The 15,442-nt window shown below is 57.4% G+C and carries 13 protein-coding genes; all 13 read left to right on the plus strand.

Annotated elements, in window-relative coordinates; translation table 11 throughout:
- Window positions 1–339: 339 nt before the first annotated feature.
- The 13 genes from OHD62_RS29625 (at window position 340) to rfbC (ending at window position 15,438) form a co-directional block, all read left to right on the plus strand.
- On the plus strand, window positions 340–1,179 hold the full coding sequence (locus OHD62_RS29625; RefSeq protein ID WP_263790454.1) for a class I SAM-dependent methyltransferase: 840 nt from the start codon (window positions 340–342) through the stop codon (window positions 1,177–1,179).
- Between the two features lie 4 nt (window positions 1,180–1,183).
- A complete protein-coding gene (locus OHD62_RS29630; RefSeq protein ID WP_263790455.1) occupies window positions 1,184–2,158 on the plus strand; it encodes an NAD-dependent epimerase/dehydratase family protein in 975 nt (324 codons plus the stop codon).
- A complete protein-coding gene (locus tag OHD62_RS29635; RefSeq protein ID WP_263790457.1) occupies window positions 2,155–3,330 on the plus strand; it encodes a glycosyltransferase family 4 protein in 1,176 nt (391 codons plus the stop codon). Before OHD62_RS29630 ends, OHD62_RS29635 begins: the two co-directional genes overlap by 4 nt.
- A complete protein-coding gene (locus OHD62_RS29640) occupies window positions 3,327–5,576 on the plus strand; it encodes a mannose-1-phosphate guanylyltransferase/mannose-6-phosphate isomerase (protein WP_263790459.1) in 2,250 nt (749 codons plus the stop codon). Before OHD62_RS29635 ends, OHD62_RS29640 begins: the two co-directional genes overlap by 4 nt.
- A 42-nt stretch (window positions 5,577–5,618) precedes the next feature.
- Entirely contained in the window at window positions 5,619–6,092 is a 474-nt protein-coding gene (locus OHD62_RS29645) for a hypothetical protein (protein WP_263790461.1), read from the plus strand.
- A gap of 445 nt (window positions 6,093–6,537) precedes the next feature.
- On the plus strand, window positions 6,538–7,047 hold the full coding sequence (locus tag OHD62_RS29650; protein ID WP_263790463.1) for a hypothetical protein: 510 nt from the start codon (window positions 6,538–6,540) through the stop codon (window positions 7,045–7,047).
- Window positions 7,048–7,357: 310 nt separating this feature from the next.
- On the plus strand, window positions 7,358–8,167 hold the full coding sequence (locus tag OHD62_RS29655) for a tyrosine-protein phosphatase (RefSeq protein ID WP_263790465.1): 810 nt from the start codon (window positions 7,358–7,360) through the stop codon (window positions 8,165–8,167).
- On the plus strand, window positions 8,167–8,955 hold the full coding sequence (locus OHD62_RS29660) for a polysaccharide biosynthesis/export family protein (RefSeq protein WP_263790467.1): 789 nt from the start codon (window positions 8,167–8,169) through the stop codon (window positions 8,953–8,955). The genes OHD62_RS29655 and OHD62_RS29660 overlap by 1 nt, the downstream gene beginning before the upstream one ends.
- Window positions 8,956–9,006: 51 nt before the next feature.
- A complete protein-coding gene (locus OHD62_RS29665) occupies window positions 9,007–11,379 on the plus strand; it encodes a GumC family protein (protein ID WP_263790469.1) in 2,373 nt (790 codons plus the stop codon).
- Window positions 11,267–12,520, plus strand: coding sequence for a tetratricopeptide repeat protein (locus OHD62_RS29670; protein ID WP_263790470.1), 1,254 nt, complete (start codon window positions 11,267–11,269; stop codon window positions 12,518–12,520). The genes OHD62_RS29665 and OHD62_RS29670 overlap by 113 nt, the downstream gene beginning before the upstream one ends.
- The gene (locus OHD62_RS29675) at window positions 12,517–13,836 is read left to right on the plus strand and encodes an O-antigen ligase family protein (protein WP_263790472.1); all 1,320 of its coding nucleotides are present in this window, start codon (window positions 12,517–12,519) and stop codon (window positions 13,834–13,836) included. Before OHD62_RS29670 ends, OHD62_RS29675 begins: the two co-directional genes overlap by 4 nt.
- Before the next feature lie 165 nt (window positions 13,837–14,001).
- Window positions 14,002–14,883, plus strand: a complete 882-nt coding sequence (gene rfbA, locus OHD62_RS29680; RefSeq protein ID WP_263790474.1) for a glucose-1-phosphate thymidylyltransferase RfbA — start codon at window positions 14,002–14,004, stop codon at window positions 14,881–14,883.
- A complete protein-coding gene (gene rfbC / locus OHD62_RS29685) occupies window positions 14,884–15,438 on the plus strand; it encodes a dTDP-4-dehydrorhamnose 3,5-epimerase (protein ID WP_263790476.1) in 555 nt (184 codons plus the stop codon). It abuts the gene before it with no gap.
- The last annotated feature ends 4 nt before the right edge of the window (window positions 15,439–15,442 follow it).

Raw genomic sequence — 15,442 nt, forward strand, 5'->3', positions numbered from 1 at the left:
TCGAATTCTCATGAACTTGACGAGTCTGGAAACGGTGGCTTAGCTGGACGTCTCGAACAACCTCCTGACTGAAGCGTGATCGACGCGCTGCTGCAAAGTGATAGAGGGCAGTCCTTCTCACCGAGGCTGCAAATTATCCACCTGGAACGGTAGACGTGTGAAGCGCGCACGACTATGACCGAAGCGCGGTCGCACTCGTCAAGCTCAGCCTTGGCGGCTGTCGTGGGCAATCTGACAAATCTGGCGGGGAGATCGAGATCGTCGTGACCAGGAACGTGCCGCCTTATGCAGTTGTTGTCGGAAATCCGGCGCGGATGATACGGCAGATGGTTTCTTCCCATGCCTGAAATGGCCACGAGCTGGGAGGACGCTGTCCGCTGGTGCATGAGCGAGCCTTCGATGAAGGAACTCGCCCGTGCCGCCTATTTCGATGATCCGGTCGTGGCGGCACAGCGCTATCACCAAAGCGCGGAGTTCGGTGCAGTTCGCAGCATGATCCCGCGCAAGGCCGGCCGTGCTCTCGATCTTGGCGCCGGCAACGGCATCCTTTCCTACGCCCTGGCGCGCGAGGGCTGGTCCGTAACCGCTGTTGAACCCGATCCGAGCGCGCTCGTCGGTGCGGCAGCAATCCGTACGCTTGCCGAAAGGACGGGCACGCCCATCGATGTGGTCGAAGCCTTCGGTGAAGCGATCCCTCTATCGGCGGCGGGTTACGATTTGGTCGTCGCGCGGCAGGTGCTTCACCATGCCCATGACCTTCCGGCTTTCTGCCGCGAAATGGCTCGCCTCTCTCGCGACGGGGCGACGCTTCTATCGCTGCGTGACCATGTGATCTCCGGACCACAGCAACTCGAACCTTTTCTGCGCGCTCATCCGCTCCATCACCTCTATGGCGGAGAGAACGCCTTCACGCTGGCGGCCTACCGCGCCGCGATCCAGGAGGCAGGGCTGACAATCGATCGCGAGTTGAACTCGTTCCAGTCCGTCGTGAACTATGACCCAATGACTGAATCTGAGATTCGTGAGAGGCTGGCCAATCTCTTTGGTCCGTTGTCCGGACCTGTTGGCCTGGTTCTTTCGCCTGTGCCTTTCAATGTCATTGCCAGCGCCGCCGCGGCGCTTGACCGCAGGCCCGGGCGCCTGGTCTCTTTCCTTTGCCACAAGCGCGGGAAGGACTGATTTCTTGGCGCAATCAAAGGAAGCAAAGCTTGTCTGGGTGACTGGCGCCGGCGGCTTTATCGGCCGGCATCTCGCTCGTTTCCTTGCCCAGGGAGGCTGCCATGTCATCGGTTTCGGTCGAAACGAAGCACCCGGGTTTGCCGTGGCGACCGGCGGCATATTCTTTTCCGGCGGAGTAACCGTCGAAACAATGGATGCGGCCCTGGCAGCGCATGGCCGCCCGGCAGCCGTGTATCATTTGGCGGGCGGCGCGACGGTTGGCCAGTCGATTGCCGATCCCCTGAAGGATTTTGAGCAAAGCGTCGTTTCCGCGGCTTGTGTCCTCGATTTCCTGCGCCGCCGCGCACCCGATGCACCTGTCGTTCTTGCATCGTCTGCTGCCGTCTATGGCGGTGGACATGTCGGTTCGATCAGGGTCGACGCCGCGCTCGATCCCTATTCCCCCTATGGCTATCACAAACGCATGGTAGAGGAACTGGGCCGGTCATATTGTGCCGCTTACGGCCAGCCGATCTCGGTGGCCCGGCTCTTTTCGGTCTATGGCGAAGGGCTGCGCAAGCAACTGCTCTGGGATCTCTGCGGCCGGCTTGCGGCAGGCGAAACCAACATCGTCCTTGGTGGTATGGGGACGGAAATGCGGGATTGGCATCATGTCTCCGATGTCGTGCGGTTGATCCATCGCATTTTGCCCACCAGCGAACCGCGCTTCACGATCTACAATGGTGGAGCGGGCGCGCCCGCATCCGTCAGCACGATTGCCGGCATGGTCTTGGAGGCTTGGGGAGGGAGCCATCGCCTCTCGTTTTCCGGAAAATCCCGGCCGGGCGATCCCCTCAACCTGATTTCTGATCCGTCCGGCGTGCCGGAAGGACTTCAATTGCGGGTGCCGCTCAGCAAGGGCATTGCCGGCTATGTCAATTGGTATCGCGCCGAGGTTCTCACCGAGCCGGCCGGCCGTTTGCGACGCTCCGCGCCTTGATCACCGTCGGCTTCACACTCATCGGTCGCGGGTCTTGGTCTGGTGGCGAATCCTACCTGCGCAATATGTTGAGCGTCATCGCCTCCGAACTGCGTGGCAAGGTGCAGGCGAAGCTGTTTCTCACGCCTGAGCAGCATTCAAGCCTTGGTACGTCCTTCGATCATATGTTGGCTGCCCCCGCCATTTTCGATGAACGGGTGACAGGCGCCGGGCTTGGCAGGCGAGGGCTGATTGCCCTCGCCGGCGGCATTGACCGCGCTTTCGCCGATCTTGTCGTTGCACAGCGTATCGACGTTGTATTTGAAGTTGCCCAGTGGTTCGGCAACCGGTTTCCGGTGCCGGTCGTTTCCTGGATTCCAGATTTCCAGCACCGTCGACTGCCTCATCTCTTCCCGCGCAGTGCCTGGTGGCGCAGGGACCTCGGCTACCGCCTGCAGACATCAGGCAATCGCGCCATAATGCTCTCGAGCGGGGATGCGCTCGCGGATTGCGAGACATTCTATCCGGCCTCGCGCGGTAAGACCGCCATTGTGCGCTTCGCCATCGATCTCGATCCAGGCCCCATCCTAGCGCGTGCCGATGAGGCGCGCCGGGCGCATGGGTTGTCCGAGCGCTTCTTCTTTCTTCCCAATCAGTTCTGGGTCCACAAGAACCATAGGCTGGTGGTCGAGGCGTTGAGGCATATAAGCCAAATCGGAGCGCTGGCGACCTTGCCGCCAATAATACTCTCTGGGCGCACCACGGATCCGCGCGATCCGACATTTTTCAAGCGCCTTGTGGATCGTGCCGAAATGGATGGACTTGGAAGCCATTTTCGACACCTCGGACTAATTCCCTATGACGACGTTCTCGCCCTGATCGGCGCTGCGGACTATCTCCTCAACCCGTCTCACTTCGAGGGGTGGTCGACCACGGTTGAAGAGGCGAAATCACTGGGCACGCCGATGTTGCTATCCGACATTCCGCTGCATCGCGAGCAAGCGCCGGACGCCCTCTTCTTCGCACCGGACAGCGCGGAATCGCTGGCGCACCATCTCATGGAAGTCGGGCGGCGCTCACGCCCTGTCCGCGAGAATGTCGCCGTGCTGCAGGCTCGGCAACAAAAGCGCCGCCGAGACTACGCGGCAGCGCTCCTTGCAATGTTTGAAAATGTCAGAAGTATCACCCAATGATCGAGAAAATCGTCAGTTTTGTCATGAGCGGCGGCGTCGGCTCGAGGCTGTGGCCGCTGTCGCGCGAGGACAACCCCAAGCAGTTCCATGATTTTTCGGGCGATGGTTCGATGCTGGCCAAGACGCTGCGCCGGCTGACAGCAAGGCCGAAAGGTGAAACGCCGGTTTTCCTGATCGCGTCCGAGCGGCACGCCGATCGCGTCCATGCTGACCTGGCCGGCCTCGACCTTTCCGGCGGCGGCCCCTTGTTCGAGCCGACCGGCCGCAACACCGCCGCTGCTGTTGCCCTGGCGACTTTGCGCACTCTGTCCGACCAAGGCGACAGCCTGGTGCTGGTGGTTCCATCCGACCACGAAATCGCCACAGCACAGCAATTCTGGCAGAGCGTGGAAAGTGGCGCTGCTGCGGCGCGCGCGGGGCGGCTGGTGGTGTTCGGCATCAAGCCCAGCCAGCCGGAGACCGGTTATGGCTATATCGAGGTTGCCGGCGAGCGGGACGGCGTCTGCGATGTTTCGCGTTTCGTCGAAAAACCGGATCTCGCGACCGCGCAGAGCTATCTCGACGCTGGCAATTTCTACTGGAACACTGGCATCTTCCTGTTTCGCGCCAGCGCCATGCGCGACACCTTCATGGCTTTCCAGCCCGAGATATGGACGGCCACCGAGGCTGCCTACCAGGCCGCGACATCGGATCTTTCCGGCCTTTACATGCCTCTCGACCTCTACGCCGCCATTCCCTCGACCTCGATCGACTACGCGATCATGGAGAAGGCGAGTGACATTGCCATGGTGCCGGCCGGCTTTCGCTGGAATGATCTCGGTTCCTGGCAATCTTTGCTGGATGTCAGCCCTTCGGACAAGCAGGGCAATGTCATCATCGGCGACGTCGTCGCCATCGATTGCGAAAACTCCTACATCCGCAGTGATGGCCGTCTGCTGTCGGCCATCGGCGTGGAGAATCTCGCCATCGTCTCGACTGCGGACGCTACCTTCGTCGCTCCAGTCAGCCACAGCCAACACGTCAAGAAGATCGTCGAGCAACTCGAAAAGAGTGGCCGGCTGGAAACCAAATTCACACCCGCGGACGATCGCGTGATCGAAAGCGGCGCCTGGCGCCGCCGCGTATATCACTGGCTGTTTGAAGAGACGGTGCCGCTATGGTCGACAGTCGGGGTCGACGAACGCCATGGCGGCTTCCATGAGGCATTGGGCTTCGACGCCACGCCACTGATGAAGCCCAAGCGCATGCGTACGCAGGCCAGGCAAATCTACGCCTTCGCCGTCGCCAAGGCGCGGGGATGGGACGGCCCGGCCGACCGGTTGATCAGCCACGGCATCGAATTCATGGCCAGGAACGGCCGTACCGACAATGGCGGCTGGGTACGCACGCTCAATGTCGATGGTTCGGTCGCCGACGCCGTCGAGGACGCCTACGATCATTCCTGCGTGCTGCTGGCGCTCGCGCATGCCCATATGTCAGGCAATCCCGATGCATTGCGGCTTGGCGAAGAGACATTTTCTTTTCTCGACGCGCATCTCGAGGACCATCGCATGACCGGTTTTCTCGAAACGTCGGACGGCGTGGGCGAACGCCGTTCCAATCCGCACATGCACCTGCTTGAAGCTTTCCTGGCGTGGCATCAGGCGACCGGCGAGCGTGCCTATCTTCGCCGCGCCGCGCGCATCGTCGATCTGTTTCGCAGCCATTTCTTCGACCCGGAAAGCTGGACGCTTGGCGAATATTTCGATCGCGAATGGAAGCCGGCCAAGGGCGACAAAGGCCTGTGGACGGAACCAGGCCACCATTTCGAATGGGCCTCGTTGCTGATCGATTTCGCCGGGCGCAGCGGCCAGAGCGAACTGAGCGGCTTTGCCAGGAAGCTCTATGCCTCGGCCATCGCCAATGGCCTCAACCGCGCCACAGGCCTTGCCTACGGCGCCGTTTCGCGGCAGGGCCTGCCGCTCGACCGCGTCTCGCGCAGTTGGCCGCAGGCGGAGGCGATCAAGGCGGCGATCGCACTGGACGGCGCGGGCGGACCCGACCTCAAGCCCGAGATCGAAGCGCGGGTCGGTCGCCTGTTCCGTTGGCACATCGACCCAGCGCCGCGCGGTCTGTGGGTCGACCGGATCGACGAACGTGGCCGTTCGTTGGCCGCCGATGTGCCGGCCAGCATCTTCTACCATCTGGTCTGTGCGCTGACGCAGTATCTCGACGGCACTGCAGGCAATCCTCTGCGGAAAGATTGACGGAACAGAAACGCGACGTTTGGCCACGGTGGAGAGAAGGTCTTGCCCTTCAAGAAAACAGGTTTGCTTGCGCTTGTCGCCTTGGCGTTCGCGATTAGCTTCCTGGTCATTATCACCAAAAAAGGAACGGATGTTCGTTCGCAGCCTCCAAAGCCACAAGCGGTACTTCAGTCGTTTGATGGCAAGCTTGCGATTCAATCAATCGACGATCTTAGGGTCGGCGGCCGCAAGGTTCTGTTGTGCGGCGTAGCATTTAAGAAACCCCAGTCCATGCGCGCCATGATCACCGAGGCCGCGCGCCGGGACTATCAAGGGCTCGTCTTGACCTGCAAGCCTGTCGGATCGGGAACGCCTTGCGACGGCAATACCGCGTCAAAGTTCGGTGATGCCACTGTCGTACAGTGCTTTACCTCCGATGGCGCGGATTTGGCCGCCAAGCTTGCCGAAAACGGCATCCTGTGCGGGCAGCCCGCGCAAGCGGGTTCGGCCTACAAATCTTGTCCGCAAGGCTTGTAGGCAAGGGTTCGCCAAACTGCCCTCGTGGTCGTTCCCATGAAACGCGCCCGAATCGCGACTGTCATAAAATGAAAAGCAGAATATGCGACAACGCCTGACGTCAAACCCGGTCGACTGTACATGCACGACGGACCGGCGCGACGGCGGCTTCAAAGACCGTGAAATTGAATCTTAACCCCTCTTACCTACCAATCAACCTGTGCCGGTGAGCATCTTGGCGAAAAGGAACCAATTGCGCTCCCCAATTGTAGTCCGTTGCAGCCGGCAGCAAAAATGGTACATTCAAGCCTTCTAATAAGTGTGTTTTATGAAACACAGCGGAAACCAAAAGACATATCGCATATGCGAAATGGATTGGAATCAAAGATAAAAGCTGTTACGCGCTCTTTAGTACCTTGGTGATCGGGTGGGTCTGAGGTTATGCGGGACAAAAGGATCTGAACGAATGAACCTTACTGTGAAAAGTGCGTTGGCTGGATTGATCGTCTCGATCAGTTTCAGTCCTGTTTCATCGTTCGCTCAGGACGCGTCATGTACCTGCGCGACGGCCTATCAAGGGGCGGCGAGTTCAATCGGATCGATTGGGCATGCCGACGGCGACGTGATGGTTTCGCAGACGGCTGGTTATGGTCCTGCCAAGGCGGGAGCTGCCCTGGATTTCGGCAGCCGCGTGGTGGTTGGCACCAAAGGGTCAGCTTCTGTTCGTGTCGGTGGCTGCAACGTGAAGGTACCGGCGAATTCAAGCCTCGACATTTCCCGTGTCGAGAACAATATCTGCCTGAAAGTCGTGGGCTCTGAACAGACGGCTGCCGTTGGTGTGAGCCCTGAGCATACGGGTCAGATTGCCTCGGGCGGCACCCCGTCCTGGCTGCCACTCGGTCTCTTTGCCGGCATGGCTGGCGCGGCTGGTATCCTTGCTGCAACGCAGGATGACGACAACGGCGTCAGCCAGTAGGCGGATCCTAGGCGGGCAATGGCAGCGGAGGCGTAAGGCGCCTCTGCTGTATATTGTTGCCGGATATCTTGGTCGGCCTTGCTGGCGCCAGGTTTGTTGTTTTTTGCTAAATTTGTTAACCGTGTCGCTCTATTGCTTTGGGCTGGTCTCGACGCGATTCGTTTTGGGCGTACCGTCTTGGTGGTTGGAATCCGACGCTGGCTGTCGTGTTTAAGCTTGGCAGATGCGTCATTTGCCATCCTGCGGCTGACGCAATGGCGTATTGTTGGGACGCAGTCGCTACGTTGCTTCGGTGCAGGTAGAAACGTCAATGATCGACCTGCATTCCCACATCTTGCCCGGTCTTGATGACGGCTCGCCCAGCCTTGCCGAATCGCTGGAAATGGCGCGGTTGGCGGTGGCTGATGGGACGACGCATATGGCGTGTACGCCCCATGTCATGCCAGGCATGTACGAAAACGGATCGGCAAATATCATCCGAGCCGTTCAAGGGTTGGATCAGGCGTTGCGCCGTGCCGCTATACCGCTTGCTCTTTATGTTGGTGCCGATATCCATGTAGCGCCCGACCTTCCGGAGCAATTGGCGCTTGGCAGTGTGCCAACTTTAAACAGATCCCGCTATTTTCTATTTGAACCGCCGCACCACGTTTTACCGCCAAGGCTGGAAGATCTTGCTCTACGCCTCATAAACGCCGGGTTTATTCCGATTCTTACGCATCCCGAGCGTCTGACCTGGATCAAGGCGAATTACGACGTTGTCGAGAGGTTGAATGCAGCGGGGTGTCTTATTCAGCTTACGGCAGACTCGATTGTTGGTGCTTTTGGGCGCACAGCGCTTTATTATTCGGAAAAGCTGATTGACGAAGGTAGGGTAGATATTATCGCATCGGATACCCATGGCGCCACCCGCCGGCGTCCTGGGCTATCGCAGGCAGTTGCCGCTGCTGCAAAGCGATGTGGAGAGGATGAGGCCCGCAATATGGTATTGAAACGTCCAGGCCAGATTCTGGCGAACCGGCCCCTCGAACCGGTCGGAAAGGCACGCGTCAAGAAACCGAGCCCCGGCAACGTTGGCCGCTTTGCCGGACTGGGTCGCTTGTTCAAGGGCGGGACCGCGTGATGGGCGGTTTTCGGTACGCAAAAAGCTTTGCCGGCACAATATGTGTCTTGGTCGCTTCGCTGGCAATGTCTGCCTGCACGAGCACCTCGTCAACGGCGCCATCTTCACCGGCTTCGGTCGATGCGCTGCAACTGACATCATCGTCGACGCCGCTTTCGAGCGGTGGCGCTCTGCAGGTCGTAAAAGACCTGCCTGCGCCGCAAAATACCCAGAACGGCAGCGAGCAGCCTTTGTCTCCGAACGATGTGCTCGAGGTGAATGTGTTCCAGGTCGACAATCTGAACAGAACCGTTCAGGTCGACGCCGGCGGGCAGATTTCGCTTCCGCTTATCGGAACCATGATCGCGGCGGGAAAGAGCGTCCGTCAATTGGAGAAGGAAATCGAAACGGCCTACGGCGCCAAGTATCTGCAGTCGCCCGATGTGTCGGTTTTCGTTAAGGAGTCGGTTGGACAGCGCATTACTGTCGACGGTGAAGTCACCAGGGGTGGTATCTTTCCAGTATCGAGCAACGCCTCTCTCATCGACGCGATCGCCCTTGCTGGAGGGTTCAACACCGTTGGAGATGCAAAAAAGGTCTTTGTCTATCGCAATATCGGCTCAAATACGCTGGTCGCTAATTACAATGTGGAGGAAATTCGTGCCGGCAAGAGCCGCAATCCGCGCATCTATGGCGGCGACAAGGTTGTCGTCTTCGCCTCGAAATCGAAAATTGCGATGAACAATCTCAAGGACGCCCTCGGTGTCGCCTCGAGTGCAGCCCGAATTGCGGTGGTCCCAGGACTATAGCCACAGTCGGTCAGAATTCAGCTACGGACGAACTCAGGATTACCTCGCGCCATGCTCGATCGTAACAGACAGCATCAAATTGCAGGCCCGGGACACGGTCAGGCCTTGTCCGCGGACCTGTATTATGACGGTGCGCAAAACTATAACCCGTACGGTCGTGATCACCCGGAGCAGGACGAGGGCTTTAATCCACTAAAGCTGTTGTTTTACGTTGTTCAGTATCGGTGGCTGATCGTCATGATGGCGGCGGCGGGGCTTGTCGCCGGCGTCATCGTTACCATGATGCAGACGCCAAAATATCAGGCGACAACGCAACTGGAAGTGCTGGTTCCCTCGGCAAAGGTCTTCCAGGACATTGAAGTGGTTTCCGAAAACAGCGACGTGCGAGCTTTTCTAACGGCCCGTGAAAAGCTGAAAAGCCGCGCATTGGCGCAGCGAGTGGTGTTCCAACTGGGTCTCAGCGAAAAGCCGGACTTCCTGTTTCCGAAGCCGAACTTTTCACCTAGCAATATTTTCTATCGTGCGTTCGGAATCGCCAAATCCCCCTCCGTTGAGGAGAAAACCCCTGAGGAACGTGAGACGATCGCGATCGACCGCGTTCTAAAAGACCTCACGGTCAGTCTCGTCACCAATACAAGCCTGCTGTCGATTACGTTTGCCGACCAAAATCCGAAATATGCAACTGACATAGCCAATCAGGTCGCACAAAGCTTTATCGACCAACGCCTCGATCAGACCAGCGAGACATCAGACCTCGCACGGCAATTCATCCAGGAACAGGTTTTGCAGGTAAAGCAAAAGCTCCAGAAATCCGAGGAGGAACTGGTCGCTTATGCAAAGGATGCAGGTATCACGGTAACCGGCGACGACAAATCGCTGATAGGGTCGAACATCGAGGCTCTGAATACCGCGCTGGCAACGGCAATCCAGGAACGTCTCGACGCCGGACGGGTCGTGGAACAAATCGACAAAGGTCGCGGCTCGAGCCTAGGCCCGGTTCTGGAAAGCCCAGGTCTGCAGAAGCTCAGCGAAAAACTGGCTGATTTGACCAGCCAGTATCAGCAGAAGCTGGGCATACTGAAGCCCGGTTTTCCGGAAATGCAACAGCTTCAGTCGCAAATCAAGGAGTTGCAACGGCTCTATAGCAATGGTGTTTTGACGATAACCGATTCCTTGCGGCAGAAATACCAGGAAACTCAGAATAAGGAGGCCGACCTTAAGTCCAAGCTTGCTGAGATGGAGAAGCAGCAGGTTGTCTTCAACGATAAAAACATCAAATACACGATCCTGAAGCGCGAGGTCGATTCGAATCGTTCCCAGTATGACAACCTTATTTCCAAGTTGAATGAAGTTGGTGTGAGTTCCGAGCTCAAGACACAAAGCGCCGCAATCGTTGATTTTGCGACGCCGCCTGAGCGTCCTTATTCTCCGCGCCTGACCATCAATCTTGCGATCGCTTTGGCTCTTTTCATGGCTCTGAGCGCGTCAATAATCTATATTATCGAGTTGTTGAACAACACCTTCACCAACCCCGAGCAGATCGAAAAGGAATTGGGATTGGCGATGCTGGGCATCCTGCCGCTCGTCGATGACCGGGAACTCATAGCCAGCATCACCGATCAGAAGTCAGGACTGTCCGAAGCCTACCGCTCGCTTCGAACATCGTTGCAGTTCTCCGGCGCCGAGGGCGCACCGCGATCACTGCTGGTCACGAGTTCGGAGCCCTCGGAAGGCAAGTCGACCACGTCGTTCAAGCTCGGGCAGGATTTTGCCGCACTTGGTGCAAGAGTTCTCATCGTCGACGGCGATCTTCGCAAGCCCAATCTTCACCGGCTGTTTGGGCTCGACAACACGATTGGGCTCAGCAACCTCCTGACAAACACCGTTCGCAAGGAGGATCTTGCGAGCATTTTCCGGGTGACGAAATATCCGAATGTGACCGTTTTAACGTCCGGAACGATCCCGCCGAACCCCGCGGATCTGCTCTCCTCGCCCAAGATGGCGCTGATCATCACCAATCTCGGCAAGCGCTTCGACCTTGTCATCATCGATGCCCCGCCGGTTGTCGGTCTTTCAGATGCACCTATCCTCAGCCGGCTTGCCGAGGGTACGTTGATGGTCATCTCCACCAATCAGGTCACACGCAAATCGGCCAAGACAGCGTTGAAGCGCCTGCGAGCCGCCGGCGCCAATGTGGTCGGAGCCGCGATGTCGAAATTTGCGGTGAACAAATTCGACTACAACTACGCCTACAAATATATGAACTACCAGTATTACGACTACGGCACCCCGAAACTTGAAGGCAAAGTGGATGACGGAGCAGGCCAGCCCGCTTATGCAAAATCTCCGGCGTTCAAGCGTTTGGTTCGTCGCATCCGTTCTAGTGTTGGCGGCTTCGTCGATCGGTCTAAGTCGGCTTCTTGAGACCGAAACGCCGGCCGTTTCGCTCGCGCTGGATCCGTTGAATATCGACGCGGTGATCGGTGAAATTACCGAAGACCTGAACGACACAAGCAATACTCCTGACCTAAATGCCTTGCTTGCCAAGGCCGAAGGCGCGCTTCGCTTTGATCTGGTTGATGCACGTCTCTACAGCCTGATCGGCGAGATCAAGTACCGTCAAGGTGAAAAAGACCAGGCTTATGAACTTTTCGATCAAGCTCGAAAATTGTCCAAGACAGAGATCCACGCCCTCCAGAGATCCATTGGCCGCTCGATAGAGGCAGGCGATCTGCCGAAGGCTGTGGGCGAGATCGACATATTGCTGCGGCGATGGCCGGATCGGTTTCCTGAAATAGCCGAGGGAATGCCGACTATCCTCTCGAATCCTGATGGATACCAGGCTGTGCTGGCGGCCCTCAAGGTGGATGCGCCTTGGCGAGCCAGTCTTTTCGTCGCTCTCGGCAACGCCCCCCAGGGGCTCGATTTCGCGAATCGGCTGCTGCTCGATTTGATCGGATCAAGCGCACCACCGAGACAAGGCGAGTTGTCCTTCGTAATCAACGGCTATATTCGCCAGAAGCAATATGAGCCAGCATACCGCTTATTTCTTTTCAGCCTTTCTGATGAAGAAAGGAAGTTGGGCGGGTATATTTTCAACAGTACCTTTGAACCGGTGCCTAGCGGTAAGCCTTTCGATTGGCAGGTCCGTGATCAGTCGGGGATGGAAGTTACATTTGCAACATCCCAGAATGCGGTCGAAGGCGAGGGTGGGGCGACGGTCCGTTTCCTAAATACACCGGTCAAGAACTCCGCTCTTCAGCAGTATATTGAGCTCCCGCCGGGATCCTACAAGGTTTCTCTGATTGCATCCGCAAGAAATTTGAAACTTCCAAAGGAGTTATTCTGGTCTCTCAGATGTCCGTCTGGCGAAATTGCACGGTTCAATATTCCAGAGGGTACATTCAATCGTCAGTCCCTGAGTCAGAATTTTTTGATTGGTCCAGACACCTGTCCCATGCAATTGTTGAGGCTGGAGACTGCCACCATTGCTGACAGTTGGCGGTTTCGGTATGTCGGCACACTGGTAATGCACAAATTGAGCATTGAGAGACTTCCATCTTGAGCGGCCGGTCAGCGGAATGGGATAAATATCTCCTCGGGTCGGTTTTGTTCATATCGCTGCTGATCGGTGGCGGGACTGCAAGCGGCCTCTATACGGACACACTGATTGAAGTCCTGGCGATTATCTCGGCGGCAGCTGTCCTTTCACAGCCATCTGGCCAAAGGGCGCCCAAGTCTGTTGTATGGCTGCTCGTGTTCGCCGTGGCATTGGTGATTTTGCAAATCGTCCCGCTGCCGGCCTCCATGTTCAACGGGTTGCGGCCAGAGCTGTTGCTTGCAGATTCCTCGCTCGTTGGAGAAAGCCGATTTCGTTTCGTCAGCCTCGGCGTGGGACGCACGATCGAATGCCTGTTGTACCTGGTGGCTGTGGCAGCGTTTTTCTTGAGCGTGTTGCGGTTGCGAACCGAGCAGGTCCAGGCGCTTCTTCCGTTCTTTTTCATGGGCGTCATCTGCAATGGGTTGGCGGGAGCGATTCAATATTCGCTCTCCGACGACATCGCCATCAAGGGACTGCTGCCGTTTACAATCAACGCCGGGCTGTTTGCCAACCGCAATCACTTTGCAGCCTTGCTTTTTGTCTCTATTCCCTTCGTCGTCTACCACGGGCTGTTTCGCGGAAATCTCTTGTCCGGTTTGCTCGGGCTGGTCACGATTTTGCTGCTTCTCTTGGCAGCCGGTTCGCGCGCCGGTGTCGCGATCGGGCTGGCGATTACCGCATTGTCCGTGGTCTTTCTTTCAGCGCGCTCCAGGGTGAGCGGATGGAGCATCCTGCTGATTTTCATAGGGCTCTCGGTCTACACGATCGGCGCATGGACGAAGATCGATGTCGACGCGATTGATCCGGCTTTCGGGCGAGGGGAATTCGCGCGGACCACTATTGACGGAATCAAGGAGAATTGGGCAACTGGCGTTGGATTTGGGAATTTTCAGAAGGCCTATCAGATATACGAAAAGGAAGGGATGATTTTCAAACAGTTCGTAAATCATGCCCACAATGAGTATCTTGAGATAGCCTTCGAAGGTGGGATCCTCGCCGTTCTGCTGATGGCATTTTATTTTGTGTTGCTTCTTGTTTCATTTGCCAGAATCCGCCGCGATCCGCTTCAGAAAGCAGCGTTTCTCTCAGTGTCTTTTCTTCTCATACATTCGCTGGTTGATTATCCGCTGCGCACCGCTGCGCTTGCAATGACCTTCGCCTATATGAACGCCGTCATCTTTCACAAGGGATTTGCAGGTCGCTTGCGCCAGAAGAGCGAAATGATGGAGATCGACCACAATGGTGACAAATTGCTTGTTCCCATTGGAAATTCGTCGTGATGCAGGGCCTGCAGGAGCTGACGTCGCGATATCATTTGACAGGTTGATGCCCTCTATCTTGCTCTACCACAGGGTGCAGCAGTGATTGACAAGCCGCGGTTCAAAACCTAAGCACGCTCAAATCGCGCCGGTCGGGGGGCGAAGGGCAGTTTTTAGGAGAGCTTGTTGAAAGGCATCATCCTGGCTGGGGGCAGCGGAACCCGGCTCTATCCGCTGACACTGGCGGTTTCCAAGCAAATCCTGCCGATATACGACAAGCCGATGATCTACTATCCGCTGAGCGTATTGATGCTCGCGGGTATTCGTGAGATTCTGGTTATCTCGACCCCGCGCGACCTGCCGGTTTTTCGGGATTTGCTCGGCGACGGTTCGGAGTTCGGGCTGAACATGTCCTATGCCGAACAGCCGCATCCCAACGGCCTTGCCGAGGCTTTCATCATCGGCCGCGACTTCATCGGCAATGACAGCGTCTCGATGATCCTCGGCGACAACATCTATTTCGGCGAAGGACTGTCGCAGCTCTGCCGCAAGGCGGCTTCGTGCGAAAGCGGTGCCTCGGTGTTCGCCTATCATGTCGAGGATCCGCAGCGCTATGGCGTGGTTTCGTTCGACAAGGTCAGCGGCTCTGCCTTGACGATCGAGGAAAAGCCGCAAGCGCCGAAGTCGAATTGGGCTATCACCGGTCTCTATTTCTACGACAATGATGTCGTGAATATAGCCCCGACGATCCGGCCCTCGGAGCGTGGCGAGCTCGAGATCACAGCGGTCAACAACGTCTACCTCGAACGCGGGCAGTTGCAGGTCCATCAACTTGGCCGAGGCTATGCCTGGCTCGACACCGGCACCCATGACAGCCTGCATGAAGCCTCCTCCTTCGTGCGCACCATCGAACATCGCCAGGGCATCAAGGTCGCCTGTCCAGAGGAGATTGCTTTCGAACAGGGCTGGCTGACGGCGGACAAGGTGTTGCAGCGCGCCGACCGGCTGGGAAAAAATGAATATGCCGCCTATTTGCGCAGGCGCGTCGTCGAATTGACGGAGAGCTAGGTGCTGGAGATCAGGCCACTTGGTCTCGACCGCGTACTGGAGATCGTCCCGAAACGATTCGGCGACGCCCGGGGGTTCTTTGTCGAGACCTACAATGAAGAGCGGTTTTCAGACGCAGGCATCGACTTGCGTTTTGTCCAGGACAATCATTCCTATTCTGCCGCGACGGGTATTTTGCGGGGGCTTCACTATCAACTTCCCCCACGTGCCCAGGACAAGCTGCTGCGCGTTGTGCGGGGCAGGGTTTTTGACGTCGCGGTCGATATACGCCGCAGCTCGACGACATTCGGAAAATGGGTCGCCCTCGAGATTTCCGCCGAAAAGGGCAATCAAATTTTGGTACCGAAAGGCTTTGCGCACGGTTTCGTCACGCTCGTGCCGGACACTGAGGTGCTGTATAAGGTCACCGACACCTATTCGCCGCAGCATGATCGATCGATCCGTTTCGACGATCCCGCCATTGGCATCGAGTGGCCATCGCTATCTGGCGGGTTCCAGCTTTCGGACAAGGACCTCAATGCGCCGCCGCTGGCCGCCGCTGAGGTATTTGCGTGAGGAG

Origin of the sequence: Mesorhizobium sp. YC-39, from assembly GCF_025753795.1 — a bacterium.
In the GTDB taxonomy this organism is placed as follows: Bacteria; Pseudomonadota; Alphaproteobacteria; order Rhizobiales; family Rhizobiaceae; genus Mesorhizobium.

Excerpts from the sequence above, each read along its gene's own strand:
- OHD62_RS29625 (WP_263790454.1), top strand. The coding sequence starts at position 340 with ATGCCTGAAATGGCCACGAGCTGGGAGGACGCTGTCCGCTGGTGCATG.
- OHD62_RS29640 (WP_263790459.1), top strand. The coding sequence starts at position 3,327 with ATGATCGAGAAAATCGTCAGTTTTGTCATGAGCGGCGGCGTCGGCTCG.
- OHD62_RS29650 (WP_263790463.1), top strand. The coding sequence starts at position 6,538 with ATGAACCTTACTGTGAAAAGTGCGTTGGCTGGATTGATCGTCTCGATC.
- OHD62_RS29655 (WP_263790465.1), top strand. The coding sequence starts at position 7,358 with ATGATCGACCTGCATTCCCACATCTTGCCCGGTCTTGATGACGGCTCG.
- OHD62_RS29660 (WP_263790467.1), top strand. The coding sequence starts at position 8,167 with ATGGGCGGTTTTCGGTACGCAAAAAGCTTTGCCGGCACAATATGTGTC.
- OHD62_RS29665 (WP_263790469.1), top strand. The coding sequence starts at position 9,007 with ATGCTCGATCGTAACAGACAGCATCAAATTGCAGGCCCGGGACACGGT.
- OHD62_RS29670 (WP_263790470.1), top strand. The coding sequence starts at position 11,267 with ATGACGGAGCAGGCCAGCCCGCTTATGCAAAATCTCCGGCGTTCAAGC.